18 protein-coding genes and 3 tRNA genes are annotated in these 20,921 nt (G+C 63.5%); 3 read left to right on the top strand and 18 right to left on the bottom strand.

Annotated features, from left to right (window positions below; all coding sequences use genetic code 11):
• Window positions 1–130: 130 nt before the first annotated feature.
• The 12 genes from acnA to AB656_RS06805 all read right to left on the bottom strand — a co-directional run bounded on the left by acnA (window position 131) and on the right by AB656_RS06805 (window position 11,348).
• Window positions 131–2,791 (bottom strand): aconitate hydratase AcnA, encoded by a 2,661-nt coding sequence (gene acnA / locus AB656_RS06855; RefSeq protein ID WP_201777327.1) that lies wholly within the window; start codon window positions 2,789–2,791, stop codon window positions 131–133.
• 166 nt (window positions 2,792–2,957) lie between these two features.
• Window positions 2,958–4,211: an FAD-binding protein gene (locus tag AB656_RS06850; protein WP_051905484.1), complete on the bottom strand. Its 1,254-nt coding sequence runs from the start codon at window positions 4,209–4,211 to the stop codon at window positions 2,958–2,960.
• Between the two features lie 126 nt (window positions 4,212–4,337).
• On the bottom strand, window positions 4,338–4,505 hold the full coding sequence (gene rpmG / locus AB656_RS07720) for a 50S ribosomal protein L33 (RefSeq protein ID WP_015022386.1): 168 nt from the start codon (window positions 4,503–4,505) through the stop codon (window positions 4,338–4,340).
• Window positions 4,506–4,550: 45 nt separating this feature from the next.
• Window positions 4,551–4,624: transfer RNA gene (locus AB656_RS06845), tRNA-Met, on the bottom strand.
• A gap of 4 nt (window positions 4,625–4,628) precedes the next feature.
• A tRNA-Thr gene (locus AB656_RS06840) sits at window positions 4,629–4,700 on the bottom strand.
• A gap of 1 nt (window position 4,701) precedes the next feature.
• A tRNA-Tyr gene (locus tag AB656_RS06835) sits at window positions 4,702–4,783 on the bottom strand.
• Between the two features lie 128 nt (window positions 4,784–4,911).
• Window positions 4,912–5,907: a class 1b ribonucleoside-diphosphate reductase subunit beta gene (gene nrdF / locus AB656_RS06830; RefSeq protein WP_033504302.1), complete on the bottom strand. Its 996-nt coding sequence runs from the start codon at window positions 5,905–5,907 to the stop codon at window positions 4,912–4,914.
• A 90-nt stretch (window positions 5,908–5,997) separates the two neighbouring features.
• Window positions 5,998–8,190 (bottom strand): class 1b ribonucleoside-diphosphate reductase subunit alpha, encoded by a 2,193-nt coding sequence (gene nrdE, locus AB656_RS06825; RefSeq protein WP_033504301.1) that lies wholly within the window; start codon window positions 8,188–8,190, stop codon window positions 5,998–6,000.
• A gap of 89 nt (window positions 8,191–8,279) precedes the next feature.
• The gene (gene nrdI, locus AB656_RS06820; RefSeq protein WP_033504299.1) at window positions 8,280–8,774 is read right to left on the bottom strand and encodes a class Ib ribonucleoside-diphosphate reductase assembly flavoprotein NrdI; all 495 of its coding nucleotides are present in this window, start codon (window positions 8,772–8,774) and stop codon (window positions 8,280–8,282) included.
• Window positions 8,775–9,028: 254 nt separating this feature from the next.
• On the bottom strand, window positions 9,029–9,322 hold the full coding sequence (groES, locus tag AB656_RS06815; RefSeq protein WP_033504298.1) for a co-chaperone GroES: 294 nt from the start codon (window positions 9,320–9,322) through the stop codon (window positions 9,029–9,031).
• Window positions 9,323–9,491: 169 nt separating this feature from the next.
• Complete coding sequence (locus AB656_RS06810; protein WP_144418962.1) at window positions 9,492–10,622, bottom strand: hypothetical protein; 1,131 nt, start codon at window positions 10,620–10,622, stop codon at window positions 9,492–9,494.
• Between the two features lie 33 nt (window positions 10,623–10,655).
• Window positions 10,656–11,348: a GNAT family N-acetyltransferase gene (locus AB656_RS06805; RefSeq protein ID WP_051905483.1), complete on the bottom strand. Its 693-nt coding sequence runs from the start codon at window positions 11,346–11,348 to the stop codon at window positions 10,656–10,658.
• Between the two features lie 147 nt (window positions 11,349–11,495).
• On the opposite strand from AB656_RS06805, the gene AB656_RS06800 reads away from it, so the two are divergent.
• The 3 genes from AB656_RS06800 (at window position 11,496) to mscL (ending at window position 13,157) form a co-directional block, all read left to right on the top strand.
• Window positions 11,496–11,708 carry an FmdB family zinc ribbon protein gene (locus AB656_RS06800; RefSeq protein WP_033504295.1) on the top strand — a complete coding sequence of 71 codons (213 nt, stop codon included), beginning with the start codon at window positions 11,496–11,498 and terminating at the stop codon, window positions 11,706–11,708.
• A gap of 99 nt (window positions 11,709–11,807) precedes the next feature.
• A complete protein-coding gene (locus AB656_RS06795) occupies window positions 11,808–12,521 on the top strand; it encodes an SAF domain-containing protein (RefSeq protein WP_033504294.1) in 714 nt (237 codons plus the stop codon).
• Window positions 12,522–12,638: 117 nt separating this feature from the next.
• Window positions 12,639–13,157 carry a large conductance mechanosensitive channel protein MscL gene (mscL, locus tag AB656_RS06790; protein WP_051905482.1) on the top strand — a complete coding sequence of 173 codons (519 nt, stop codon included), beginning with the start codon at window positions 12,639–12,641 and terminating at the stop codon, window positions 13,155–13,157.
• Here the strand turns inward: mscL and AB656_RS06785 are convergent.
• The 6 genes from AB656_RS06785 to mtnN form a co-directional block, all read right to left on the bottom strand.
• A complete protein-coding gene (locus AB656_RS06785) occupies window positions 13,148–13,396 on the bottom strand; it encodes a hypothetical protein (RefSeq protein WP_236681873.1) in 249 nt (82 codons plus the stop codon). The two genes, mscL and AB656_RS06785, sit on opposite strands and share 10 nt — an antisense overlap.
• On the bottom strand, window positions 13,393–17,166 hold the full coding sequence (locus AB656_RS06780) for a helicase (RefSeq protein WP_158336169.1): 3,774 nt from the start codon (window positions 17,164–17,166) through the stop codon (window positions 13,393–13,395). Before AB656_RS06780 ends, AB656_RS06785 begins: the two co-directional genes overlap by 4 nt.
• A 6-nt stretch (window positions 17,167–17,172) precedes the next feature.
• Window positions 17,173–18,324 carry an FHA domain-containing protein gene (locus AB656_RS06775; protein ID WP_051905481.1) on the bottom strand — a complete coding sequence of 384 codons (1,152 nt, stop codon included), beginning with the start codon at window positions 18,322–18,324 and terminating at the stop codon, window positions 17,173–17,175.
• Window positions 18,325–18,863: 539 nt separating this feature from the next.
• On the bottom strand, window positions 18,864–19,244 hold the full coding sequence (rplL, locus tag AB656_RS06770; RefSeq protein WP_033504293.1) for a 50S ribosomal protein L7/L12: 381 nt from the start codon (window positions 19,242–19,244) through the stop codon (window positions 18,864–18,866).
• A gap of 110 nt (window positions 19,245–19,354) precedes the next feature.
• Complete coding sequence (gene rplJ / locus AB656_RS06765) at window positions 19,355–19,876, bottom strand: 50S ribosomal protein L10 (RefSeq protein ID WP_033504292.1); 522 nt, start codon at window positions 19,874–19,876, stop codon at window positions 19,355–19,357.
• Window positions 19,877–20,141: 265 nt separating this feature from the next.
• A complete protein-coding gene (gene mtnN / locus AB656_RS06760; protein WP_051905480.1) occupies window positions 20,142–20,882 on the bottom strand; it encodes a 5'-methylthioadenosine/S-adenosylhomocysteine nucleosidase in 741 nt (246 codons plus the stop codon).
• Between the last annotated feature and the right edge of the window lie 39 nt (window positions 20,883–20,921).

The following is a 20,921-nucleotide window of genomic DNA, read 5'->3' as shown; positions in this document are numbered from 1 at the left end:
TACTAGGCTCCCCTGCCAGAGGAAGTCCGAAAACGGGCAACCATGCGGATCGGGAACTCTCCGCTTTATGAGTACGGCCCGCCGCGGCCGGGACCGCAACGTCCCGGCCAACGAACCATGTGACTGCGTGTTATCGCTTGCTTTCAAGCACCTTATTGAGAATCCCGCCGACACCCAGGTAGGAAATCTCAGCCTGCGAGTCCAACCGCATGACGGCCTGGATGACCTTCTCCTTGCCATGCTCCCCGTGGATGACCACATCGACGAGCTGGCGCGGCTCTGGCCGTTCCGGGAGCCTCACGTCGAAACTCTCAGTGCCGTCCAGCCCCAGGGTCTGCGCATTCTCCCCCGGCTGGAACTGCAGGGGGACCACGCCCATCATGGCCAGATTGGACCGGTGGATGCGCTCGAAAGACTCGGCCAGGACCGCCTTGACCCCCAGGAGCTTGACCCCCTTGGCGGCCCAGTCACGGGAGGAACCCATCCCGTAATCCTTGCCCGCCACGATCATCAGCCCGGTGCCATCCTGCCGGTATCGCTCGCAGGCGTCGAATATGGGCAGGACCTCACCGGTGGGGAGGTACTTGGTGTACCCTCCCTGCTTGCCGTCAGCCAGCTGATTATGCAACTGGGTGTTAGCCAGGGTTCCACGCATCATCACCTTGTGGTTGCCGCGTCGGGAGCCATAGGAGTTGAAATCCCGCACCTGCACGCCATGCTCGCGCAAGTATTGGCCCGCGGGCGAGAGGCTGGGGATGACCCCGGCCGGGGAGATATGGTCGGTGGTCACCGAATCGCCCAGCTTCGCCAGAACGGTGAGCCCAGTCAGGTCCGGCTTGCTGGAGACTCCAGCGATCTGCTGGTCGAAGTAGGGCGGATTGGCCACATACGTGGACTTAGGGTCCCAGGCGAAGGTCTCTGATTCCTCCACCTGCAGCTGGTCCCACTCCCGACGACCGTCGAAGATGTTCCTGTAGGCGTCCCGGTAGGACTCGGAGGTGACGTAACGACGGACGTAGTCGTCAATCTCCTCGCTTGAAGGCCAGATGTCCTTGAGGAACACCGGCCGGCCTTCCTGGTCCTGCCCCAATGGTTCCTCGCTCAGATTCACCCGCATGTTCCCGGCCAGCGCGTAAGCGACGACCAGTATGGGGGAGGCCAGGTAATTGCCCTTGATCAGCGGGTGGATACGGCTTTCGAAGTTGCGGTTGCCGCTCAGCACGGCTGCCGTGGCTATGCCGCTCTCTTTGAGGGCCCGCTCGATCGAGGGATGGAGGGGGCCGGAGTTGCCGATGCAGGTCGTGCAGCCATACGCCACTATCTCAAAGCCAAGCTTGTCCAGGTAGGGCATGAGTCCAGTGGCTTCCATATAGCGCGTCACGGCCTGGGAGCCCGGCGCGAAGGAGGTCTTGACCTTGGGCGAGACGGTGAGCCCTTTCTCCACGGCTTTCTTGGCCAGCAGCCCAGCCCCGATGAGCACCGTAGGGTTGGAAGTGTTGGTGCAGGAGGTGAGGGCGGCGATCATGACATCCCCGGCCCGTATCGTCTCTTCGCGCCCGTCGATGTCCACGTCGACGCTCTGGTCGAGCGCGGCCTCATCCATGCCGAATCCGTGGTTGCCCAGCGGAGCGGTCACTTCCTGCGCGAAATCCCGGCTCATATCCGGCAGGGCTATCAGATCCTGCGGCCGCTTAGGACCAGCCAAGGAGGTGGTCACCGTGGACAGGTCGAACTCAATCACCTCGCTGTAGTCCACCTGGTCGGCCGCCTGCGGATCGTAGAACAAGTGGTTGGCGCGCATGTAGGACGCGGCCCGGTCCACGCTTTCGGCGCTGCGGCCAGTGAGCTCCATGTACTTGATCGACTCCTGGTCGAAAGGCGAATACCCGCAGGTCGAGCCATACTCGGGCGCCATGTTGGCCAGGGTGGCGCGGTCAGCCACGCCCAACTGCTGATAGCCGGGCCCGAAGTACTCCACGAACTTGCCGACCACATTATGCTGGCGCAGCAGGTTGGTGATGGCGAGGGTCATGTCGGTGGCTACCGTGCCGGAGGGCAGGCTGCCCGTGAGCCGCACACCCACCACCTCAGGCACCGAGAAGATGGATGGGGCGCCCAACATGCAGGCTTCCGCCTCAAGGCCGCCTACGCCCCAACCCAGCACGGCCAGGCCATTGATCATGGTGGTGTGGGAATCCGTCCCGAAGACGGTGTCCGGGTAGAGCATGCCGAGCTGGTCGTCGTACTGCACCACCGGCGACAGGTGCTCGATGTTGATCTGGTGGATGATGCCCGTGTCGGGCGGAATGGCGCGGAAGTTGGAAAACGACTTCTGCGCCCATTTCAGCAGCTTATAGCGCTCCGCGTTGCGCTCATACTCACGCTTGACGTTGAACGCCATCGCTCCCGGATTGCCGGCCTCATCCACCTGGACCGAGTGGTCTATGACCAGGTCCACGGGAATCTCGGGGTTGACGGCTTTCGGGTCAATGCCCATCCGCATGGCGGCGTCACGCATCGAGGCCAAATCGACCACGCAGGGGACTCCCGTGTAGTCCTGCAGAATCACCCTCGCAGGATAGAAGGAGACGGCCTCCCCTATATGACGCTTCCAGTCCAGCACCCGACGTACGTTCTCGTCATCCACATCGCCTTGGGCTTTGCGCACCACGTTTTCCAGCAGGATGCGCATTGTGTATGGCATCCTATCCACATCAGCACCAGTCTGCTTGGCAACGGCCCCAAGGTCAATGAACTTGGCACCCGCCACCGAGCCAATGCATCCTTGCATATCCATGCTAATCCTCCCCAAAGCCTACTGGCCGTTCATCTCTGAGCGGTTCTTTACTTGGTATGGCCTCAGTCTATTCAGAGGAAAAATGTGGCGTAGCTCACAACTGTTTTTAAATTGTCTTTCCCTTTAACACTTGTGGGAGCGGCGCGGATGACGCCGTCCGCTAGTCCAGACGCAGGCCCACCAAGACCGGCTCGGGGACAAGAGCGACACCGTAGGCGGCGAGCACGCCGGCCTGGATGGAATGGGCGAGTTCGGCCAATTCGACGGCGCTCGCTCCGCCCCTGTTGGTCAGGGCCAGGGTGTGCGCGCTGGACAGCGCGGCTCGTGAGCCGGGAAGGCCGTAACCTTTATGGAAGCCGGCATGGTCAATCAGCCAGGCTGCGGAGGTCTTGACCGCGCCCTCCCCCGCTGTGGCGGGCGCCGGGAAGCGCGGGGCCTCCTCAGGCAGGCGGGCGGCTTGATCCGCAGGCAGGATTGGGTTGGTGAAGAAGGATCCGCAGGAATGCCGGTCGAGCAGGAGATCGCTCGGCCCACCGCCGGTTGTTTCCCCGGCTTCCATCTGCCGCTCGGACAAGGCCCCGATGGCCGAGGCCAGGTTGGACGACTCCCGGCAACCCCTCATCCAGGGATTCGTGTAGCGGCCCGGATCCTCAAGCATCCCCTTGCGGGCGCGGATGTCCAGCACGGCCTCGCGAATACGGGCGGCCGGCATCGAAGCGCCGACCTCGACCCCCAAGGCCCGAGCCAACTGGTCGGAGTCCACCCGGCCCTGCTCGCTGTGGCTCAGGACCAGCGTGACCGACAACACCACGTAACGGGGGGTGGGGAAAAAGCTGCCGTCGGGCCGGCCCGGGGCCCGGTACATGGAAGACTTCAACAAAGAATCCCGGTAGCCGAACTCCATTTGGTCCGCGCCAAACGTGCGAATGGCCTTATCCTGCCGATCCCACACCTCGACGCTCTCAACTGAGTCAGCGGCCTCTTGCCCGTAAGCGCCGATGTTCTGCACGACCGAAGCTCCGACAGTGCCTGGGATGCCCGAGAGCCCCTCGATGCCCGACAGGCCCATCCGCAAGCAGTAGGCCACCAGGTCGTCCCAGTTGGTCCCAGCCGTGGCACCCACATGGACCGTGCGCTCGGCCGACTCGACCGGGGCGGCTTCGTCCAGAATGTGGATCTCCTGGCGCGCGTCTCGCACGACCAAGCCTTCGAAGGGCTCGTCCGCAGCCAAGAGGTTGGAGCCGCCGCCAATCACGCACAGGGGCAATCCGCGCGAGTCGGCGCCCTCCACAGCTTCGATCATGCCCACGCGGTCCCGGGGGCTCGCGAAGGAGGCGATAGCCCCGCCCACGCCAATCGTGGTCAAATCCGCGAAGGTGGGCGTGGCGGTGGGCTTGGACGTGGCATCTGGCATAGGAGCCAGTCTAGCCTCCTCCCTGGTCGGGGCCCGTCCCGCGAAACCCTCCGAATACAAGGAAAGCCCGGCACAAAGCCGGGCTTTCAAGACCATACCAGTACGGGCTGGTGGTAGGGACCGCTTTCAGCGGGTCTCACGGTGAAGAGTATGCTTACCGCAACGGGGGCAGAACTTCTTGAGCTCAAGGCGGTCGGGAGTGTTACGACGGTTCTTCGTCGTGATGTAGTTACGTTCCTTGCACACGGTGCACGCCAGCGTAATGCCAGGACGAATATCTGCGGCTTTTGCCATGGTTCACCCTCTATAGTCGTGTACGCAGACTTCTGTCTGCGTTCGTAGCGAGGAAGAGACTCGAACTCTTGACCTTACGATTATGAGTCGTACGCTCTAGCCAGCTGAGCTACCCCGCCAGAGAGCCTCGGGTGAGAATCGGACTCACGACCTCTTCCTTACCAAGGAAGTGCTCTGCCACTGAGCTACCGAGGCGTGGCGGATAGTGGATTCGAACCACTGAAGCATTACGCGGCTGATTTACAGTCAGCTCCCTTTGACCGCTTGGGAAATCCGCCTTACTGCGCGTAACATAAGCTCCGCACAGCAACTTGCTTATATTGCCACGTTTTCCCCCGCCGCGCAAGTTCGCTCTGAGCCGTGTCGCGAAAAACACGGCCCTGGGCGGACCGCGCGGCGAGTCGCGCTAGAAGTCCCAGTCGTCGTCGTCGGTCTCGACGGCCTTGCCCATCACATACGAAGAGCCGGAACCGGAGAAGAAATCGTGGTTCTCGTCCGCGTTGGGGCTCAGCGAGGCGATGATGGCCGGGTTCACATCGGTGGTGTCCGAGGGGAAGAGGGCGGGATAGCCCAGGTTCATCAGGGCCTTGTTGCCGTTGTAGCGCAGGAACTTCTTGACATCGTCCACCAAACCGACACCCGAGTACAGGGATTCGGTGTACTCCACCTCGTTGTCGTACAGGTCGTTCAAGAGGTCGTAGGTGTAATCGCTCATGGACTGGCGTTCGCTCTCGGAGACCTTCGCCAGGCCTTTCTGGTACTTGTAGCCGATGTAGTAGCCGTGCACAGCCTCGTCGCGGATGATCAGGCGGATCAGGTCAGCGGTATTGGTCAACTTGGCGTGGCTGGAGAAGTACATGGGCAGGTAGAAGCCCGAGTAGAAGAGGAAGGACTCCAGCAGGGTGGAGGCGACCTTCCGCTTCAAGGGGTTGTCGCCCTCGTAGTAGTCCAGCACGATCTGCGCTTTCTTCTGCAGGAACTTGTTATGCTCCGACCAGTCGAAGGCGGCGTCTATCTCAGGCGTGTTCGACAGGGTGGAGAAAATCGAGGAGTAGGATTTGGCGTGCACCGACTCCATGAAGGAGATGTTGGTGTAGACGGCCTCCTCGTGGGGGGTCAGGGCGTCCGGGATCAGCGAGACCGCGCCCACGGTGCCCTGGATGGTGTCGAGCAGGGTGAGCCCGGTGAACACGCGCATGGTCAGCGTGTGCTCCTCCTCGCTCATGGCCTGCCAGGAGGGGATGTCGTTCGAGACGGGCACCTTCTCCGGTAGCCAGAAGTTGCCTGTCAGCCTGTCCCAGACCTCCAGGTCCTTCTCGTCCTCCAGGCGGTTCCAATTGATGGCTGAGACCCGGTCAATCAGTTTGAGCGGTTGACGGGGTATCGAAATCGGTGGGACCATGCGGTCTGCTCCTTCATTGCTTGTGCTTGGGTTCATTCCTATGCCGCCCGTCCGCGTGAGGGTGGCCTGGCTCGCTGAGGGCCTGTCAGCCTACAACATGCAGGAGACGCAGTCCTTGACCTCAGTGCCCTCCAGGGCCTGCTGGCGGATTCGGATGTAGTACAGGGTCTTGATGCCCTTGCGCCAGGCGTAGATCTGCGCCTTGTTCACCTCGCGGGTGGTGGTCGTGTCAGGGAAGAAGAGGGTCAGGGACAGGCCCTGGTCCACGTGCTGGGTGGCCTCGGCGTAAGTGTCGATGATCTTCTTCCAGCCGATCTCGTAGGCGTCCTCATAGTAGTCCAGGTTGTCGTTGGTCATGAAGGGCGCTGGGTAGTAGACGCGGCCGATCTTGCCCTCCTTGCGGATCTCGATCTTGGAGGGGATCGGCAGGATGGAGGAAGTGGAATGGTTGATGTAGGAGATCGAACCGGTGGGCGGGATGGCCTGGAGGTTCTGGTTGTAGATGCCGTCGCGGATGATCGCCGCCTGGAGCTCCCGCCAATCCTCGCGCGTTGGGATATCGATGCCGTACTTGGCGAAGGTGGAGCGCACCTTGGCGGTCTTGGGCTCCAGGGAGCGGCTGCCGTCGGTGTACTTGTCGAAGTAGTTGCCAGCGCCGGCGGGCTTGGCATAGGCGGACTTGGGGAAGGTCGCGAACGCGCTGCCACGGTCCACGGCGATCTGATGCGAGGCCCGGTAGGCGTGGTAGGCCACCGTCATGAAGTACATGTCGGTGAAGTCCAAGCCCTCCTCGGAGCCGTAGTGGATGCCTTCGCGGGCCAGGAAGCCGTGCAGGTTCATCTGCCCCAGGCCGATGGCGTGGCCCTCGTCGTTGCCGCGTTTGATGGAGGGCACGGCCTCGATGTTGGTGTGGTCGGAGACGGAGGTCAGGGCGCGGATGGCGGTCTCGACCGTGTCCGCCAGGCCACCGTCGATGGCCTTCGCGATGTTGAGCGAGCCCAGATTGCAGGAGATGTCGCGGCCGATGTGCTTGTAGTTCAGGTTCTCATCGTAGGTGGAAGGCTCCTGGACCTGCAGGATCTCCGAGCACAGGTTGCTCATCGTGATGCGGCCGTCGATCGGGTTGGCCCTGTTGACCGTGTCCTCGAAGAGGATGTAGGGGTAGCCGGACTCGAACTGGATCTCGGCCAGGGTCATGAAGAAGTCGCGCGCGTCGATGTACTTCTTGTGGATACGCGAATCCTTGACCATCTCCTCGTAGTGCTCGGAGACGGAAATATCAGCGAAAGGCTTGCCGTAGACCCGTTCCACGTCGTAGGGGGAGAAGAGGGCCATCGGCTCTTTCCTCTTCGCCAGCTCGAAGGTGATATCAGGGACGACCACGCCCAGGGCGAGCGACTTGATGCGGATCTTCTCGTCCGCGTTCTCGCGCTTGGTGTCCAGGAAGCGCAGGATGTCCGGGTGGTGGGCGTTCAGGTAGACCGCGCCGGCGCCCTGGCGGGCACCGAGCTGGTTGGCGTAGGAGAAGGAATCCTCCAACAGTTTCATGACCGGGACGACGCCCGAGGACTGGTTCTCGATGTGCTTGATGGGAGCGCCCAGCTCGCGCAGGTTGCTGAGCAGCAGGGCCACGCCGCCGCCACGCTTGGACAGCTGCAGGGCCGCGTTGATGCCTCGGGAGATGGACTCCATGTTGTCCTCGATGCGCACCAGGAAGCAGGAGACAGGCTCGCCACGCTGGGCCTTGCCCAGGTTCAGGAAGGTCGGCGTGGCCGGCTGGAAGCGGCCGGAGATGATTTCATCGGTGTACTTGATGGCCGCGTCCTCGTCGCCGTCCGCCAGCTCCAGGGCCACGGCGACCGAACGCTGGGGGAAGTCCTCCAGGTACTCCTTGCCATCGAAAGTCTTGAGCGCGTAGGAGGTGTAGAACTTGAACGCGCCCAGGAAGGTCTCGAACTCGAAATCGGCGTCTGCGGCGTGCTGGTAGATGCGGTCCAGGAACTCCGGGCTGTACTTGGCGAAGACCGCCTTGTCGTAGTACAGGTTGTCGATCAGGAACTTCAGCCGCTCGGCCGTGGAGGCGAAGGCTTTCGTGTGGGCCGCCACGTGCAGGCTCATGTACTGGCGCTCGGCCTCCCTGTCCTTGTCGAACTGGATACGGCCGTCCTTGTCGTACAGGTTGAGCATGGCGTTGAGGGCATGATAGTCGCGCGCGGGGTCATAGGTCTCCCCCGCTTCCGCCGTCCTGTCCAAAGCCAATGAAGTGTCGTCCTGCGCTGCCATCTGGCATCCTTTCATCAGTGTTGTCCCGAGCTCTGCCGCTCGGAGCGTTCTCGCTCGCCGCCCCCTGCCCCGGCCCCGCCTGGGTTCGTTTATTCGGGGTGGTTGCGGAAGAAGTCCACGACCCCCTGCCTCACCTTGCGCTCGTCGTCCTTGGTGCCCATCAGCTCGAAGTAATAGAGGAAGGGGACCTTGCATTTGCGTGAGACGATGTCGCCGGCCATGCAGAAGGCTTCGCCGAAATTAGTGTTGCCCGAGGCTATGACCCCTCGGATACCGGCCCGGTTCGCCGGGTCGTTCAGGAAGCGCTTGATTTGCGGCAGGACCGCCTTGCGCGCCGACCCTCCCCCGTAGGTGGGGAGCATCAGGATATAGGGCTCACGCACGTTCAGCGGCGGGTCATGAGGCTTAATTGGGATGCGGAAGACGTCCACGCCCTCGTCCTGAAGCTTGCAGTTAGCCACGAATCGGGCGGTGTTCTGGGATTGGGACGAAAAATAAACCAGAGCGCCGATCCGCTCCCCCATCGCCGGGTATTCAGGCGAACTTGTCGCCTCCGCCTGATCAATTGGCGCTGTCTGCTCCATCGAAACCTCCCGTTCAGCTTGTCACATGTCGGAGCTCTGCAGGCGGTCCTGGCCGCCTCAAGCAAGCACAGTAAACACTATATCTAGTTATTCAACGAAAGGCGAGTGCCATATTTAGTTATTCATGTGCACAATGTCACACTGGCTACCCATGGAGGCGGGAGGTCCTCGCCGGGCCGCGCGAAGACAACGAAAGCCCCCGGGCGGTTGACCCGCCCAAGGGGCTTTGCAAACGAAGGAAGAGGGGAAAGGTTTTACTTGAGAATGGCCAGCACGTCGCGCGCGGAGACGATCAAGTAGTCCTCACCCTGGTAGTTGACCTCGGTGCCGCCGTACTTGGAGTAGAGCACCTTGTCGCCGACCTTGATGTCGACGGGAATCAGCTCGCCCTTGTCATCGCGACGACCGGGGCCTACCGCCAGGACCTCGCCCTGCTGGGGCTTCTCCTTGGCGGAATCCGGGATGACCAGGCCGGACGCGGTCGTGGTCTCGGCGGGAGCCTGCTTGATGACGATTTTGTCTTCCAACGGTGTGAGTGAGATCGACACTGTGGACCTCCTCTTTCTGTGAGTACGCTCAATGGTTTACCCGCACCAGAAAGCCGATGAGAGGCTGACGAACACCCACCGAGGCATTCCGCTGCGCTAGTGATTATGGTAGCGCGAAATTAGCACTCTGCCAACTTGAGTGCTAACGCTGAGGGTGAACGCTCGTCGATCAGGACTTGCTGCGCCGGGCCAGAATAGCCTCGACACCCACCTTGCCCAGGGAGTCCTCGCTGAGCTCAGGGGCATCCACATCGGCCTGAACCTCCCGCTGGTGGAAGTCAGCCGGACGGCTGGGCTTACCCGCGCGGCTGGGCTGAGCGGCCTGGGCCCGCAGGGGCTCGTGGTCTTTGACCGGGACGGCCTTGGACACCTGCTTGGTGGATTTGATCTCCCGGCTCAAGAGTTCCGGCCCACGGGGCACAACACCCTCACGTGGGCTGCCCATCGAGAAAGACAAGAGGTTGTGGTCATGGCTCTCACCTGGCTTCGCCTCCGGCTCCAGGGTCTTCGATTTCGCCTGGGTCCGCGCCTGCGCAGCCTGCTTCGGCAGGTCCGTGGAGGAGAGAGCGCTTCCCCGGGTCTCAGCCTTCTGCGCGGCAGCCTTCGCCCGCTCAGCGGAAGCGGCGGGGCGCAGACGGGCCTGGGCCTGGGCTCGCGCCTCAAGCGCCTGAACCTGAGCTTGACGCGACTGAATGATGGCTGCGCGGATGTCTTGCTGGCTGAGCGCGTCCGTGGTTTCGCCCCTGATTGGCTGCTGGGTTGAGACGACCTCCTGGGCAGGCGCCTGGGCGCGAGGGCGAGGCTTGGCCTTCCTGCGCCGCTGACGCTCAGCCAACCGCGCCTCCCACTGGCGGGCCTGGGTGGCCGCGCGCGCGCCGGAAACCAGGACCAGGATCAATAAGGCCAGAGGAATCGCCGTGTACAGGGGACTGAAGACGAGCACTTGCGACAAGACCGCTACGCCAATTGACGCGACCAGTAGGGAGGCGGACAGGATACGCCGCCGCCGAGCCGCGGCCCGGCGCATGAGACGGACTCTCTTGACGCGCTCAGCCTCCTGACGGTCCCCTCCGTCCTCCCGCTGTGGCTGCATAACCAACCCTTTCGCCCTATGAGGCCCAGTGTCGCCGAACCGTCGCCCGCTGCTTTCGTCAACCAAATGGAGCGAGGCGGAGATGCGGTCCTGCCTGTGCTGGGAGGCGCGTTTCATGCCCCGCATCGTCCGACCAGGCAACCAGCCGAGCACAAGTATCGCCGCAATCAGCAGCAGAAGCAGGCTGGACAACGACTCGTAAACCATACCTCTTACGATAGATGACGGCATGCCCCGTATTCAAACATTCCGCGGCGCGTCGCCCATCGAAGCCCCTAGACGGTCGACAAGCGGACCGTCAAGGTCCTCCGCCAACAGGCTGAAAGTCATGTGGTCCCGCCAACGCCCACCCACGTACATGTAGCCCTTGCGCAGGCCCTCCGGCCTCATGCCCAGCTTGGCGACCACCCGCAGGGAGCGAGCATTCTCCGGCAAGATGGCCACTTCCATCCTGTGCAGGCGGGGACCATCCGGCGAGCGCAGGGCCCAGTCGCCCAAGAGGGCCAGAGCCAGGGGCGCGAAACCGTGGCCTATGCGGGCATGATCCACCCAGTAGCCAGCCAAGCCGGTGCGCATGGCCCCGTAGCGGATGGCGCCCAAGGAGATTTGACCGACGATGGCGGTCTGGAAAACCATCGCGAAGACGACCCCGGACCCGTCGGCCTCGCTGCGCCGCATGGCCTCCACCCACTGGGCGTAGGTCAGTCCCGGTTGCCCCTGGGGGTCGCCGGACTGCCAGGGCTCCAGCCAGTCATTGTTGCTCCAACGCACCCGGCTCCACTCGGCCTCGTCCTCCAGGGTCAAGGGCCGCAAGGCGAAGTCGCCGCGTCCCGCAGGCGCCTTCAAACGCGCAGGCACGGCCAGGGGCGGGTCGGGCGCGCTCGGAGCCGCCGCCTGATGCAGGGCGTCAAACAGGCTGTGGAAGACGGACATACGGTCATTGTAAGGCTTCGGGAAGGGCCTTCCGGGCCTGGCGCCGAAGCGGCGGGCGGCGAACAAGGCGCCAAGGACCCGCCGGGGGGCTAGGATATGAGGTTGTCGAACAAACGTTATAGCGCGAACTTTCGGAGGGAACGAACGGTGCCTACCTATCATTACCGGTGCAAGAACTGCGGGTATGACTTCACCCAGGAGCAATCCTTCAGCGACGACCCCATCACGCTCTGCCCCCACTGCGGCAAGGAGCAGGTGCGCAAGGTCTACTCCGCAGTGCCGATTGAGTTCAAAGGGCACGGTTTCTACCGTACCGACCGTGCCTCCTCCAGCGCCTCGGACTCCTCGAAGAAGGACTGAGCGCGCGGCCAGTGGGCTGATTCGCGCCGCTCGCCCACATTCGACCACATAGGTGGCCCCAGCTTGCCCGTAGATGCCCAACAGGGTCAAGCTGGGGCCATGTCTCATTCACTGTCCTTGAACAAAGGCCTAGGGCACAAGCCCGGGCTGGCTGGCCGCCGACAGGCCACGCGCGTGCGTCGGCTGGCGGCATGCCTGTGCGCAGGGTTGGCCGTCCTGTGCGCCCTGCAAACCGTGACCGGGGCCGTGGCGCGCACGCCGGTCCTGGTCGCCTCCCGTCGGGTGGAGCGAGGGGAGCGCATCGAGGCCGGCATGGTCCGTCTAGAGCAAGTGCCCGCCTCCCCGCTCGCCGCAAAACTCCTGAACCGTCGGGAGCAGGCTTTGGGCAAGTTGGCGCTTATCGACCTAGAGCCCGGCCAACCGATCGCCGGCACGGCCCTGGGCCGCTCTCCGGTCCAGCCCCAAGGGACGACGACCATCCGCCTGGCACTGGCCTCGGCCCCGGAATCCATCCAACCCGGGCAAAGGGTCCGTCTGGTCTCCTCGACCGGCTGCGAGGGGGCTGAGAGCCCACCCGCGCAATCGGGTCAGGAGGAGGGCCAGGGCTGGGTCAAGGGCCGCTGCCTCATCGCTCAGGAGGCTGTGACGATGGCCCTGCCCCAAGACCGGAGCAAGACGGGGACCTTAGGGCCAGGAGACAAAGGGCAGGAAGCTGAACTCACCGCTTTCGCCTTGAAGCCCGAGGATGCCATCAAAGCCCTGAGCCTGCCGGAGGGGGCGCCGATCATCGCCCTGGCCGCAGGCGGAGGGTGATCAGCTGGGCCTAAGCGGGCGCAGCCACAATCGCGGGTCTGTCGAGGGGTCCATAATGGAAAGCGACAGGCCGGTCGATAGGAAGGGCACGGCCTGGCGCGGAGGGAAGGACACACCATGGCATCCGGCGACAACCCTGTGACCGCACAAGCAGTCCACGCGGCCCACGAACTGGCCAACATCAGCGACAAAGGCCCCCTGGCGGGGTTCAAGCAATTCATCTCACGCGGTTCCATGGTCGACATGGCGGTCGGCGTGGTCATGGGCTCAGCGGTGACGGCGGTGGTCAACTCAATCGTCAAGAACCTCTTAAGCCCACTGATCGCGATGATCTTCGGCAAGCCGGACCTGTCGGGACTGCTGACGATCAGCAACGGCAAGGCGACGATCTCCTTCGGCGCCATCCTGGGCGATCTCCTGAACTTCCTGCTGGTGGCCGCCGCCATCTACTTCTGCATCATCCTACCGATGAACAAGCTGCGGAACCTCGCGCACGCCGCCTCGTCCGCCAAGGACGACAAGCCGGCCACCCCGAGCGCCGACGAGCAAACCGTCCAGCTCCTTCAGTCCATCCTCAACCAGATGAAAGCGGACCAATGGCAGGGACGGCCCGGGCAGGCCGGGCCTCAGGCTTGAGTCCAGCCCCTCTCCGCAGGGAACATCCCCCAGTGCGGAGGCAGCTCGCCTAGGATGCGGCGGTCGTCGTCAGCCTGCTTGCTTCCAGGGGCTTCAGGCTCGCGCCCATCCAGCCGGTTATCGTCCAGCCCGTCGCCTTCGAAGCGTTCGGTTCCACGGCGCACCACCCTTCGGTGGGCTCTCGGCTTGCGTGAGCCTCCTCCCATGACCTCGGAGTCCGCTACTGGGCCTGCGCTCATGCCGTCTCCTCGGAGGCCTGCGGGGATGCCGGCTGGCTGGGCCCAGCCAACTTGCGCACCTGCTGCTCTATCCGGTCGGCTTCTTTGTCGGGGTTGACGAAAGCGGCCACGCTCCAGACGGTCATAGCCGACCAGCCCAGGCGTTCCAGGTCTTCCATCCTGAACCGATGGCGCTCGCGGGTGGATTGGGTATGCATGAAGTCGGCATCATCAGTGACGACAGCCAGGCTGAACGGCCGCCCCTCCAGGCCCACGACCATCGGGATGCGCATCCCCTCGTCGAATCCGTAGTCCAAGGCCACGCTCAAACCACGTTCGCGCAAGCGCAGGGCCAAATCGGCGAACAGAACGTTGCCACCCTCCTGAGCCTCGTCAGGGGACGGAACATCCTCGTCAAGGCCCTCAGCCCAGGCCAGGAGCTCCTTGAGCAGCTGAGGACCGCTCTGGTGGAGCCGGTCCTCCTCCATGTCATCCGAACTGAACGCGCAGACGATATCGACCCGACGCTGAGCCAAGGCCAGGGCGTCCAGGAGCATCCCGGCGCCGCCCTCACCCTCCAGTTTGCCGAACTGTTGAAGGAGACGGCCGTGGGAGGTCTTGGCGAAACCGACGGAAATAATCGAATCCGTGCAGGCCGTGCCCGCCACTTCGTCGATGTCGACGATGCGGACATGGCGCAGGAAACGGCCGAAGGCCGGATCCTTGGCGGCCAAGGCCTTGAGCTCGGCACCCAAGCGGACCCGGTGGGCGTCGGAAAGGGTCACGATTGAAAGGATGTACGAGTTGGGCACGTTGCCGAAACCGGCGGCCCGGGTCCGTAGGATCGCAACGACCGCGTTGATCTCCTGCTGGCTGGATTCGACCAGCCCAGTGGAGAGCACTGGCACGCCACTGCCGCTGACACCTGTGTAGGACACCCTCCCCTGGGCGCCTGCTTGCGCTGGAGCCGGGGCGATAGGGCCGTAGCCGTGCTCTTGGAGGAAATCGGTGATCTGCGGGGGGCGGCGTGAGGGGTGACCGGCGGATACAACCGGGACCAGCATATCGGCCACATGGGCCAAGCCGTCGGAGGTCATGGTCTGCCGATGGGCCACGATCACTACCTGCCGGGCCCGCGCCAGGATGGTAAGGACCTGAATGGATGGCATGTGGGCTCCGGCGTCGATGATGGCCACGTCCGCTATCTGCTCAGGCTTGGTCTGCGAGGCCAGGGTGGCTGGTGTGGCGAGCATGATCGGCTTGGCTGCCGCCAGGAGCATGGGGAAGGAGTCGATGACATCGTTCAGGCTCGAACGCGCACGGCCAGCCAGGGCCGCGTGGAGCTGGTTGGCCTCCTGCTTGTGACCGAACAAGAGCTCAGCCAGCCGGCGCTGGCTCTCCTGATCGACCATGGGCCCCACACTCAGCACGTGCTCCAAATCCACCTGGTTGAAGCGCTCCGCCGCCGCGGAGAGGGCCGAGCCATCCTGGTTGGAGATGATCCGGGAAGAGTGCATGATGTCGTCGAAGACCGTGGTCCACCAGGCCAGGGCGAGCTCGCCGCGCACGGCGTCCTGGGGCACCTGCCGATTGCGCAGGTCCTGAACCAGCTCGGTCAGCCCGGCGGCCTTGAACTCGCGTTCCAAGCTGCACCGCTCAGGCAGGGTGCCCAGAGCCATGTGGTCGTCGAAGAGGGCGCGCAGCCGTTCCTCCACTGATTCGAAGGTGGCTGTCTCCAGGTCGCCGCCGGCCGGGGTGGAGGCCAGAATCGTATCCAAGGCGGTCATGTCGCGAATTAGGGCTTCGTGGGTGTCGAGGATGGCATCGAGCTTGGCGGGCAGGATCGGCCAGCCGCCATGGGGGACGAAAGTGCGCCATTGCTTGGCCTGCCTGGCGACAATCAGCAGGGCATCGTGCAGGTTGTCGACCCGTGTGCCCACCCGCACAAGCCCCTTGGCTTCCTTGACCAGGCGGCGGCGCTCCCAGAAGCCCATCGAACCGCCTGATGATTTGCGATCGTCCTTGGACTCGGTCGCTTTGATCATGGCGGGGATGTCACGCTCGAAAATCGCTGGTTGGAAGACGTCCAACACCCGGCGCAGGTTCTTGAGCATGGCGATCTGCCGCCCCCACTCCTGGGCGGTCTGCGGCACAGGGAGCCCGCAGGTCTCGACCGTAGAGGCCACCTGGTTGCGAGTGGCTGGCAGGAGCTTCTCGAGCAGGCGGACCACGCGCCCGTAAGCGGCGACGGCCTCCTCGCCAGTGAAGATGGCGGCACCGTACCAGGGGGTGTCTTGAGGCCCGATCGTGAACTCGCCCAGGGCGGCGGCCCGCTCCAGCTTAGCGCCCCACTCGTCCATCCGGTCGCGCATGTTCCCGGCCGTCTGCACGCTGAAGCGCACTCGGGTGGCCGGGTGCGTGGACAGGTTGACCGCCTGGGCAAGGTTCTGAATGGTCTGATAGGCGGACACGCCCCAGGTCTTCGAAACACCGTGCAGGTCGCCCAGGTAGCGGGTCAGGCGGGTGCGTACACCTACCAGCTCGTCAGCCAGCTGGTCGAAGCGGGTCGTGGCCTTGCCGGGTTTGAAGGAGACCGCCTCAATCAACTGCCGATCAATGGCTTTTTTGCTCTGATTGGACTTCAGATCCAGAACCAGGTCGTCCATCCGGTAGGAGTGCATGTAGCGCTCGAATCGCCGCTTCTGCTCCACCACGCAGGGCACGTATAAGACGGTGCGGCCGTTCATCACGCAGCAGGAGGCGATGGCCGCCGCGCTGGAGACGCCGTTACGGCCCGAGGCCTCGTCCAGGAAGACCGAATGACCGCCTGCAGCCAGGGCTGCGGCGTAGCGCACGGTGTTGTCCACATCGCCGACCTCGAACTCCGCATGAGGGTCCGCGTCGAAAGGACTGTACTGGGGCAGGGGGTCGCCCTGCACTTGGTCCAAGGCATCCTCGTCGCCTGCCAGGGCGTCCAGCAGGACATTGCCGGTCGGCCCGGCCGCCATCTGATCGATGAGGTCCTGGCTCTCGCTCAGGATCAGGGCCGAAGGCTCGATGAAGCAGCCTAGGATCACCTGCTGCTCAATAGAGAATTCGCTGATGTGAGGGGTGACCAGACCTGTGATGGCCTTGAAGAGGGCGGAGGTTTCCATCGAACCACCCTGGTAACGCGAGGCGTCGAAAAGCGAAGCTGTGTCGAGCCTGATGCCCCGCCCCCGAAGCACGGACACGAACGAAGCGTTCAGTTGGGCCCGGCCAGTGAAACGAATCAAGGCCTTACTGCCCGTCCCCTGGCTGGAATCGACCTCCACCGGGTAAAGCAGGACCGGCATGGCGGCGCCCTGCCAGCTGGCGACACCGACGACTATGGAGAGCTGGGCCGAACCGCTTTGGCGCTCCTTGGCCGACCGGTCGTCTAAGACGCGCTCCAAGCGGCGGTGGGCCGCCCTAAGCATGGCGTTGTCACGGAAGAGGGCATCAAGGTGAACCTGGCCGGAGGCGAAGAGCTGGGCGATGCCCGAGGGATGGGCATGGGTCAGGTCGAGCTGCGCGGACAGTTGCCCTATATCCCCCAAAGGGGTGGTGCCCGAAATGTTCTGGTAGGCCTGCCGCCAGCCTCGGATGCGGTCCAGGGGGTTCAGCGCGTCAGCTGAGCTCTGCTCATCACCCCCGGCTTGCTCGGATTCTTGAGCGTCTGCCTCGGCAGCCGCTGCGACTTCATCGGTCTGAGCAGGCGTGGGCTGGTCGCGCAGCCCCTCATCGTCATGCTTCGATGACCGTTCGCTCATCCTCGCTCACTCCTGCGTCGCTGCTAGATACTCGCGGTATCCCTCGTTCTTCTCCAGCGCCGCGTCAATGTCTTCGTCACCTTGCGCCGACAACCATGCGTACAGGTCGTCGTACAAGGAAGGATTCATGGCCAGGAAAGGCAGCAGCTGAGTGTGCTTCGCCATCTCGAACTGCAAGGAGAAATCAGTGGAGTTCTTAGCATCGTCGCTGGTCATCCCATCGACTTCAACGACCTGATCATCCTGGGGGAAGTCGCCCCTGGAGACTTTTTCGAAGACGGAACCAGGCTCGAAAGCGGGCTTATAAGCCTGACCTTCCTCGGTCCCGTCCGCGGCCGCGGCCTGCTGCTGGTCGGCCGCCTGACTCTCGCGCTCCTGGCGCTCCTGGTTCAACTGGGCCGCGCCCAAAGGCTGGAAGCGCAGCTCATCGCTTTCGGCTGGCTCGGCCTGTGCGGAGGCGTCCACATACCGGGACTCAGGCTCGCTCTCCTCGACAGGCGCCTCTTCAGGTTGGGCCTGGACCGGCTGGGCCTGATGCCCCTGCTCCTGGGCAGGCTGCTGGCGCTGACTGACCGCCTGATCGTGCAGGGCGTCAATCCGGGAGCGCGCTCCCTCCGCCTGGAAAATGCCGGTGGGCTCGCCCGCGCGCAGGTCAAGGATGTCGTCCACCGACAGGTTCGATTCGTCAGGCATCTGGCTGTTGCGGCTCTCATCCTGAGCGTAAGAGAAAAGATCGGGCACCTGGGAGCCGGCCGGGGCCTGCCCCTCCTCCTGCTGCTCGGGCGCGGGATCGGCGATCTGCGCGAAGTCAACCAGCACGTCGCCGAACTGGAAGCGCTCCGCCGAATGCTGAAGGGTGTAGTCGCTGTCCTCCGGCACGCGAATCAGGTCACCGTCATCCTGGACGACGTAGGAGCCATTCGTGGACCCCAGGTCGCGCAGGCTGGCGCTCCCATCATCGCCCACCATGAATGAGGCGTGGCGCTTGGACATGGACTTAGTCTTATCCTGAACCTCCAAGCGGACCATGCCGTCATCCGGCAGGGGGCGCAGGGGCTTGCGCCCAATCTCGATGCTCTGCCCTGGGCTCAGGCGGATTTTCTCTACGCCGTTGATAGTGACCGCCCATTGCCGTATCGGCCGTTGACCGTCGCTCACCGTGCTCGACCTCCCGTTTTCCCAAAGCAAAATACGCATGCGTATTTATTACACTACCTACTATTGTGCCATGAATCCCTGAAATTCGGAGGCGGCACCGCTCGAATCGCCCTTATAGCTCCACACGACGACCACCCGTAGGCAGCTTTACAGCCCTATATTACCCCACCCAACTACCGTACGCGCTCCTTGGGGCGCGGCCCCGGAGCCCTACTCCCCCAACCCCAGCGCAGGGCCGCCTCCTATGAGTTCCAACGCCCAACCCCGCCACCAGAGCGCTGCGGCGCGAGCCAGCGAGAATAACGGGAATATGCGATAGGGAGACGAAATCACGGCTGCGTATACGCCAGGCGGCACCCATAAATCCACAAGCAGGGTCGAATCGGCGCAGGCCCCGGTCAGAGCCGGACGCAAGCGAAGTCAGCCGCACCCGTCAGCATTGCTGTTCCTGAGCCCCATATCGGCGCGCCACTATAAGCGAAACCCCGCGCCTGGAGGACCAGGGGCGGGGTTTCTTCGCTGTAAGAAGCGGCCAGGAGCTACTTGAGCTCGACGGTGGCGCCAGCCTCTTCGAGCTGGGACTTGGCGGACTCGGCGTCTTCCTTGGAGGCACCCTCCAGGACGGGCTTGGGGGCGCCGTCCACCAGGGCCTTGGCCTCAGCCAGACCGAGCTTGGTGATGGCGCGGACAGCCTTGATGACCTGGATCTTCTTGTCGCCAACGGCGGAGAGGACCACGTCGAACTCGGTCTGCTCCTCGGCGGCCGGAGCGGCGGCACCGGGGGCGGCAGCGACGGCGGCGACCGGAGCGGCGGCCTCGACGTCGAACTCCTCCTCGAACTTCTTGACGAAGTCAGAGAGCTCAACCAGGGTCATTTCCTTGAACGCGTCAAGGAGCTCATCAGCAGAGAGCTTAGCCATTATGGCTTCCTTTCAATCATGGCTGCCTTCGCAGGCGCGAGCGGCGGCCGTACAACTTTATTCGGTTTTGCTTCCTATGCGTCTGAATCGCGCGGCCAGGGGCCTGGGATTCAGGCTGCCTTCTCTTGCTTCTCGCGCAGGGCGTCGATCGTGCGCACAGCCTTTGTAGGCAGCGCGACGAAGGCGTAAGCGGCCTTGGACATGGTGCCCTTGAGGGCGCCAGCCATCTTGGAGAGCAGGACCTCGCGAGACTCGAGGCTCGCGATTTTCTGCATCTCTTCGGCGTCGACGACGGCCCCATCGATGAAACCGCCCTTGACGACGAGCTGCTTATTGTCCGCGGCGAAGTCACGCAGGGTCTTGGCGGCCTCAACGTAATCGCCCTTGACGAAAGCGACGGCGCAAGGACCGGAGATAAGGTCGTCCAGACCCTCGATGCCCGCCTCCTTGGCCGCAATGCGGGCCAGGGTGTTCTTGGTCACAGCATAGGAAGACTCGCGGCCTAGCTTGTCCCGCAGGTCGGAGATCTGCGGAACGGTGAGCCCGCGGTACTCGGTGAGGATGACCGCGTCCGCCTCACGGAACTTGTCCGTGAACTCGGCGACCACCTTTTCCTTTTCGGGCCTTTTCATGGCGTTCCTTCCCTGAATCGACCGAAGGACCCGCCCGGAACCCCTTACCAGCAGGCAATAAAAAAGCCCTGCGCACAGGCAGAGCATACAAAATCCGAAGATTTCAGCGGCAGCAGACCGTAGCCTACTGCTTATCTCAACCTGTGCTGGCTCAGTGAACCGAACTTCGGGAGGCCTTGCGACCCCCAACCAACAGTCTGTGGTTTACAACGCTTCAGTATACACCAAGCCACGACCTTGCGCGACAACGAGGTCGCGCACGGCCTCAGACGCGGGCGGCGATGCTCAGGACCAGCTTGGCGGCGGTGTCCGCGTACTCGGAGATGTCAAACTCCTTGAAGACCTCATAGTCGGTGTCGGCGTTGTCGCTCAGGGCGCGTATGACCAGCGCGGGCACACCGTTGCGGGCGGCCACATGGCAGACCGCTGCCCCCTCCATCTCGACCGCGTCGGCTCCTGTCTGGGCCTTGACCTCGGCCGTTTTCTCGGGCGTATCGACGAAATAATTGCCAGTGGCGATCGTGCCGGTGATGTGCGTGACGCCCATGTCGTCCAGGGCTTGGTCGGCCAGTTGGAGCAGGTAGGGGTCGGAGTGGAAGACTTCGGTCTTGGGGGCGAACTGGGCGATCATGCGCATGTCAGAGTCCAGGTAGCGCAAGGTGCCGCCTAGGACCACATCGTTGATGTGGAGGGACTTGTTCAGACTGCCGGCGATCCCGGAGAAAATCAGGGCCTTGGGATGGTAGGCGTCAATCAAGTACTGGGCCGAGGCGGCGATGTTGACCGTGCCCATGCCACCGACCGTAGCCGCAAGCTCCACGTGCCCACCGTCCGCCTTCGGCAGACGCCCGCGCACCACATCCAGGCCAGCGGACCGGGAGGCGGGGTCGTGGACGACGCCATCCAAGCCCTGGGCTACCAGGGCCACCTCCTCGTCCATCGCGCCGAGCACGGCCACGAGATCCTGGTTGCCGACGGTGGTGACTGACTGGGTTGCGCTCTGCATGGTTGCTCCTGACTGAATCATCCGGTTCACGCCGGGGAG

Origin of the sequence: Bifidobacterium actinocoloniiforme DSM 22766 (assembly GCF_001263395.1) — a bacterium.
Classification (GTDB): domain Bacteria; phylum Actinomycetota; class Actinomycetes; order Actinomycetales; family Bifidobacteriaceae; genus Bombiscardovia; species Bombiscardovia actinocoloniiformis.
This window is presented reverse-complemented; position numbering and strand designations above follow the sequence as displayed.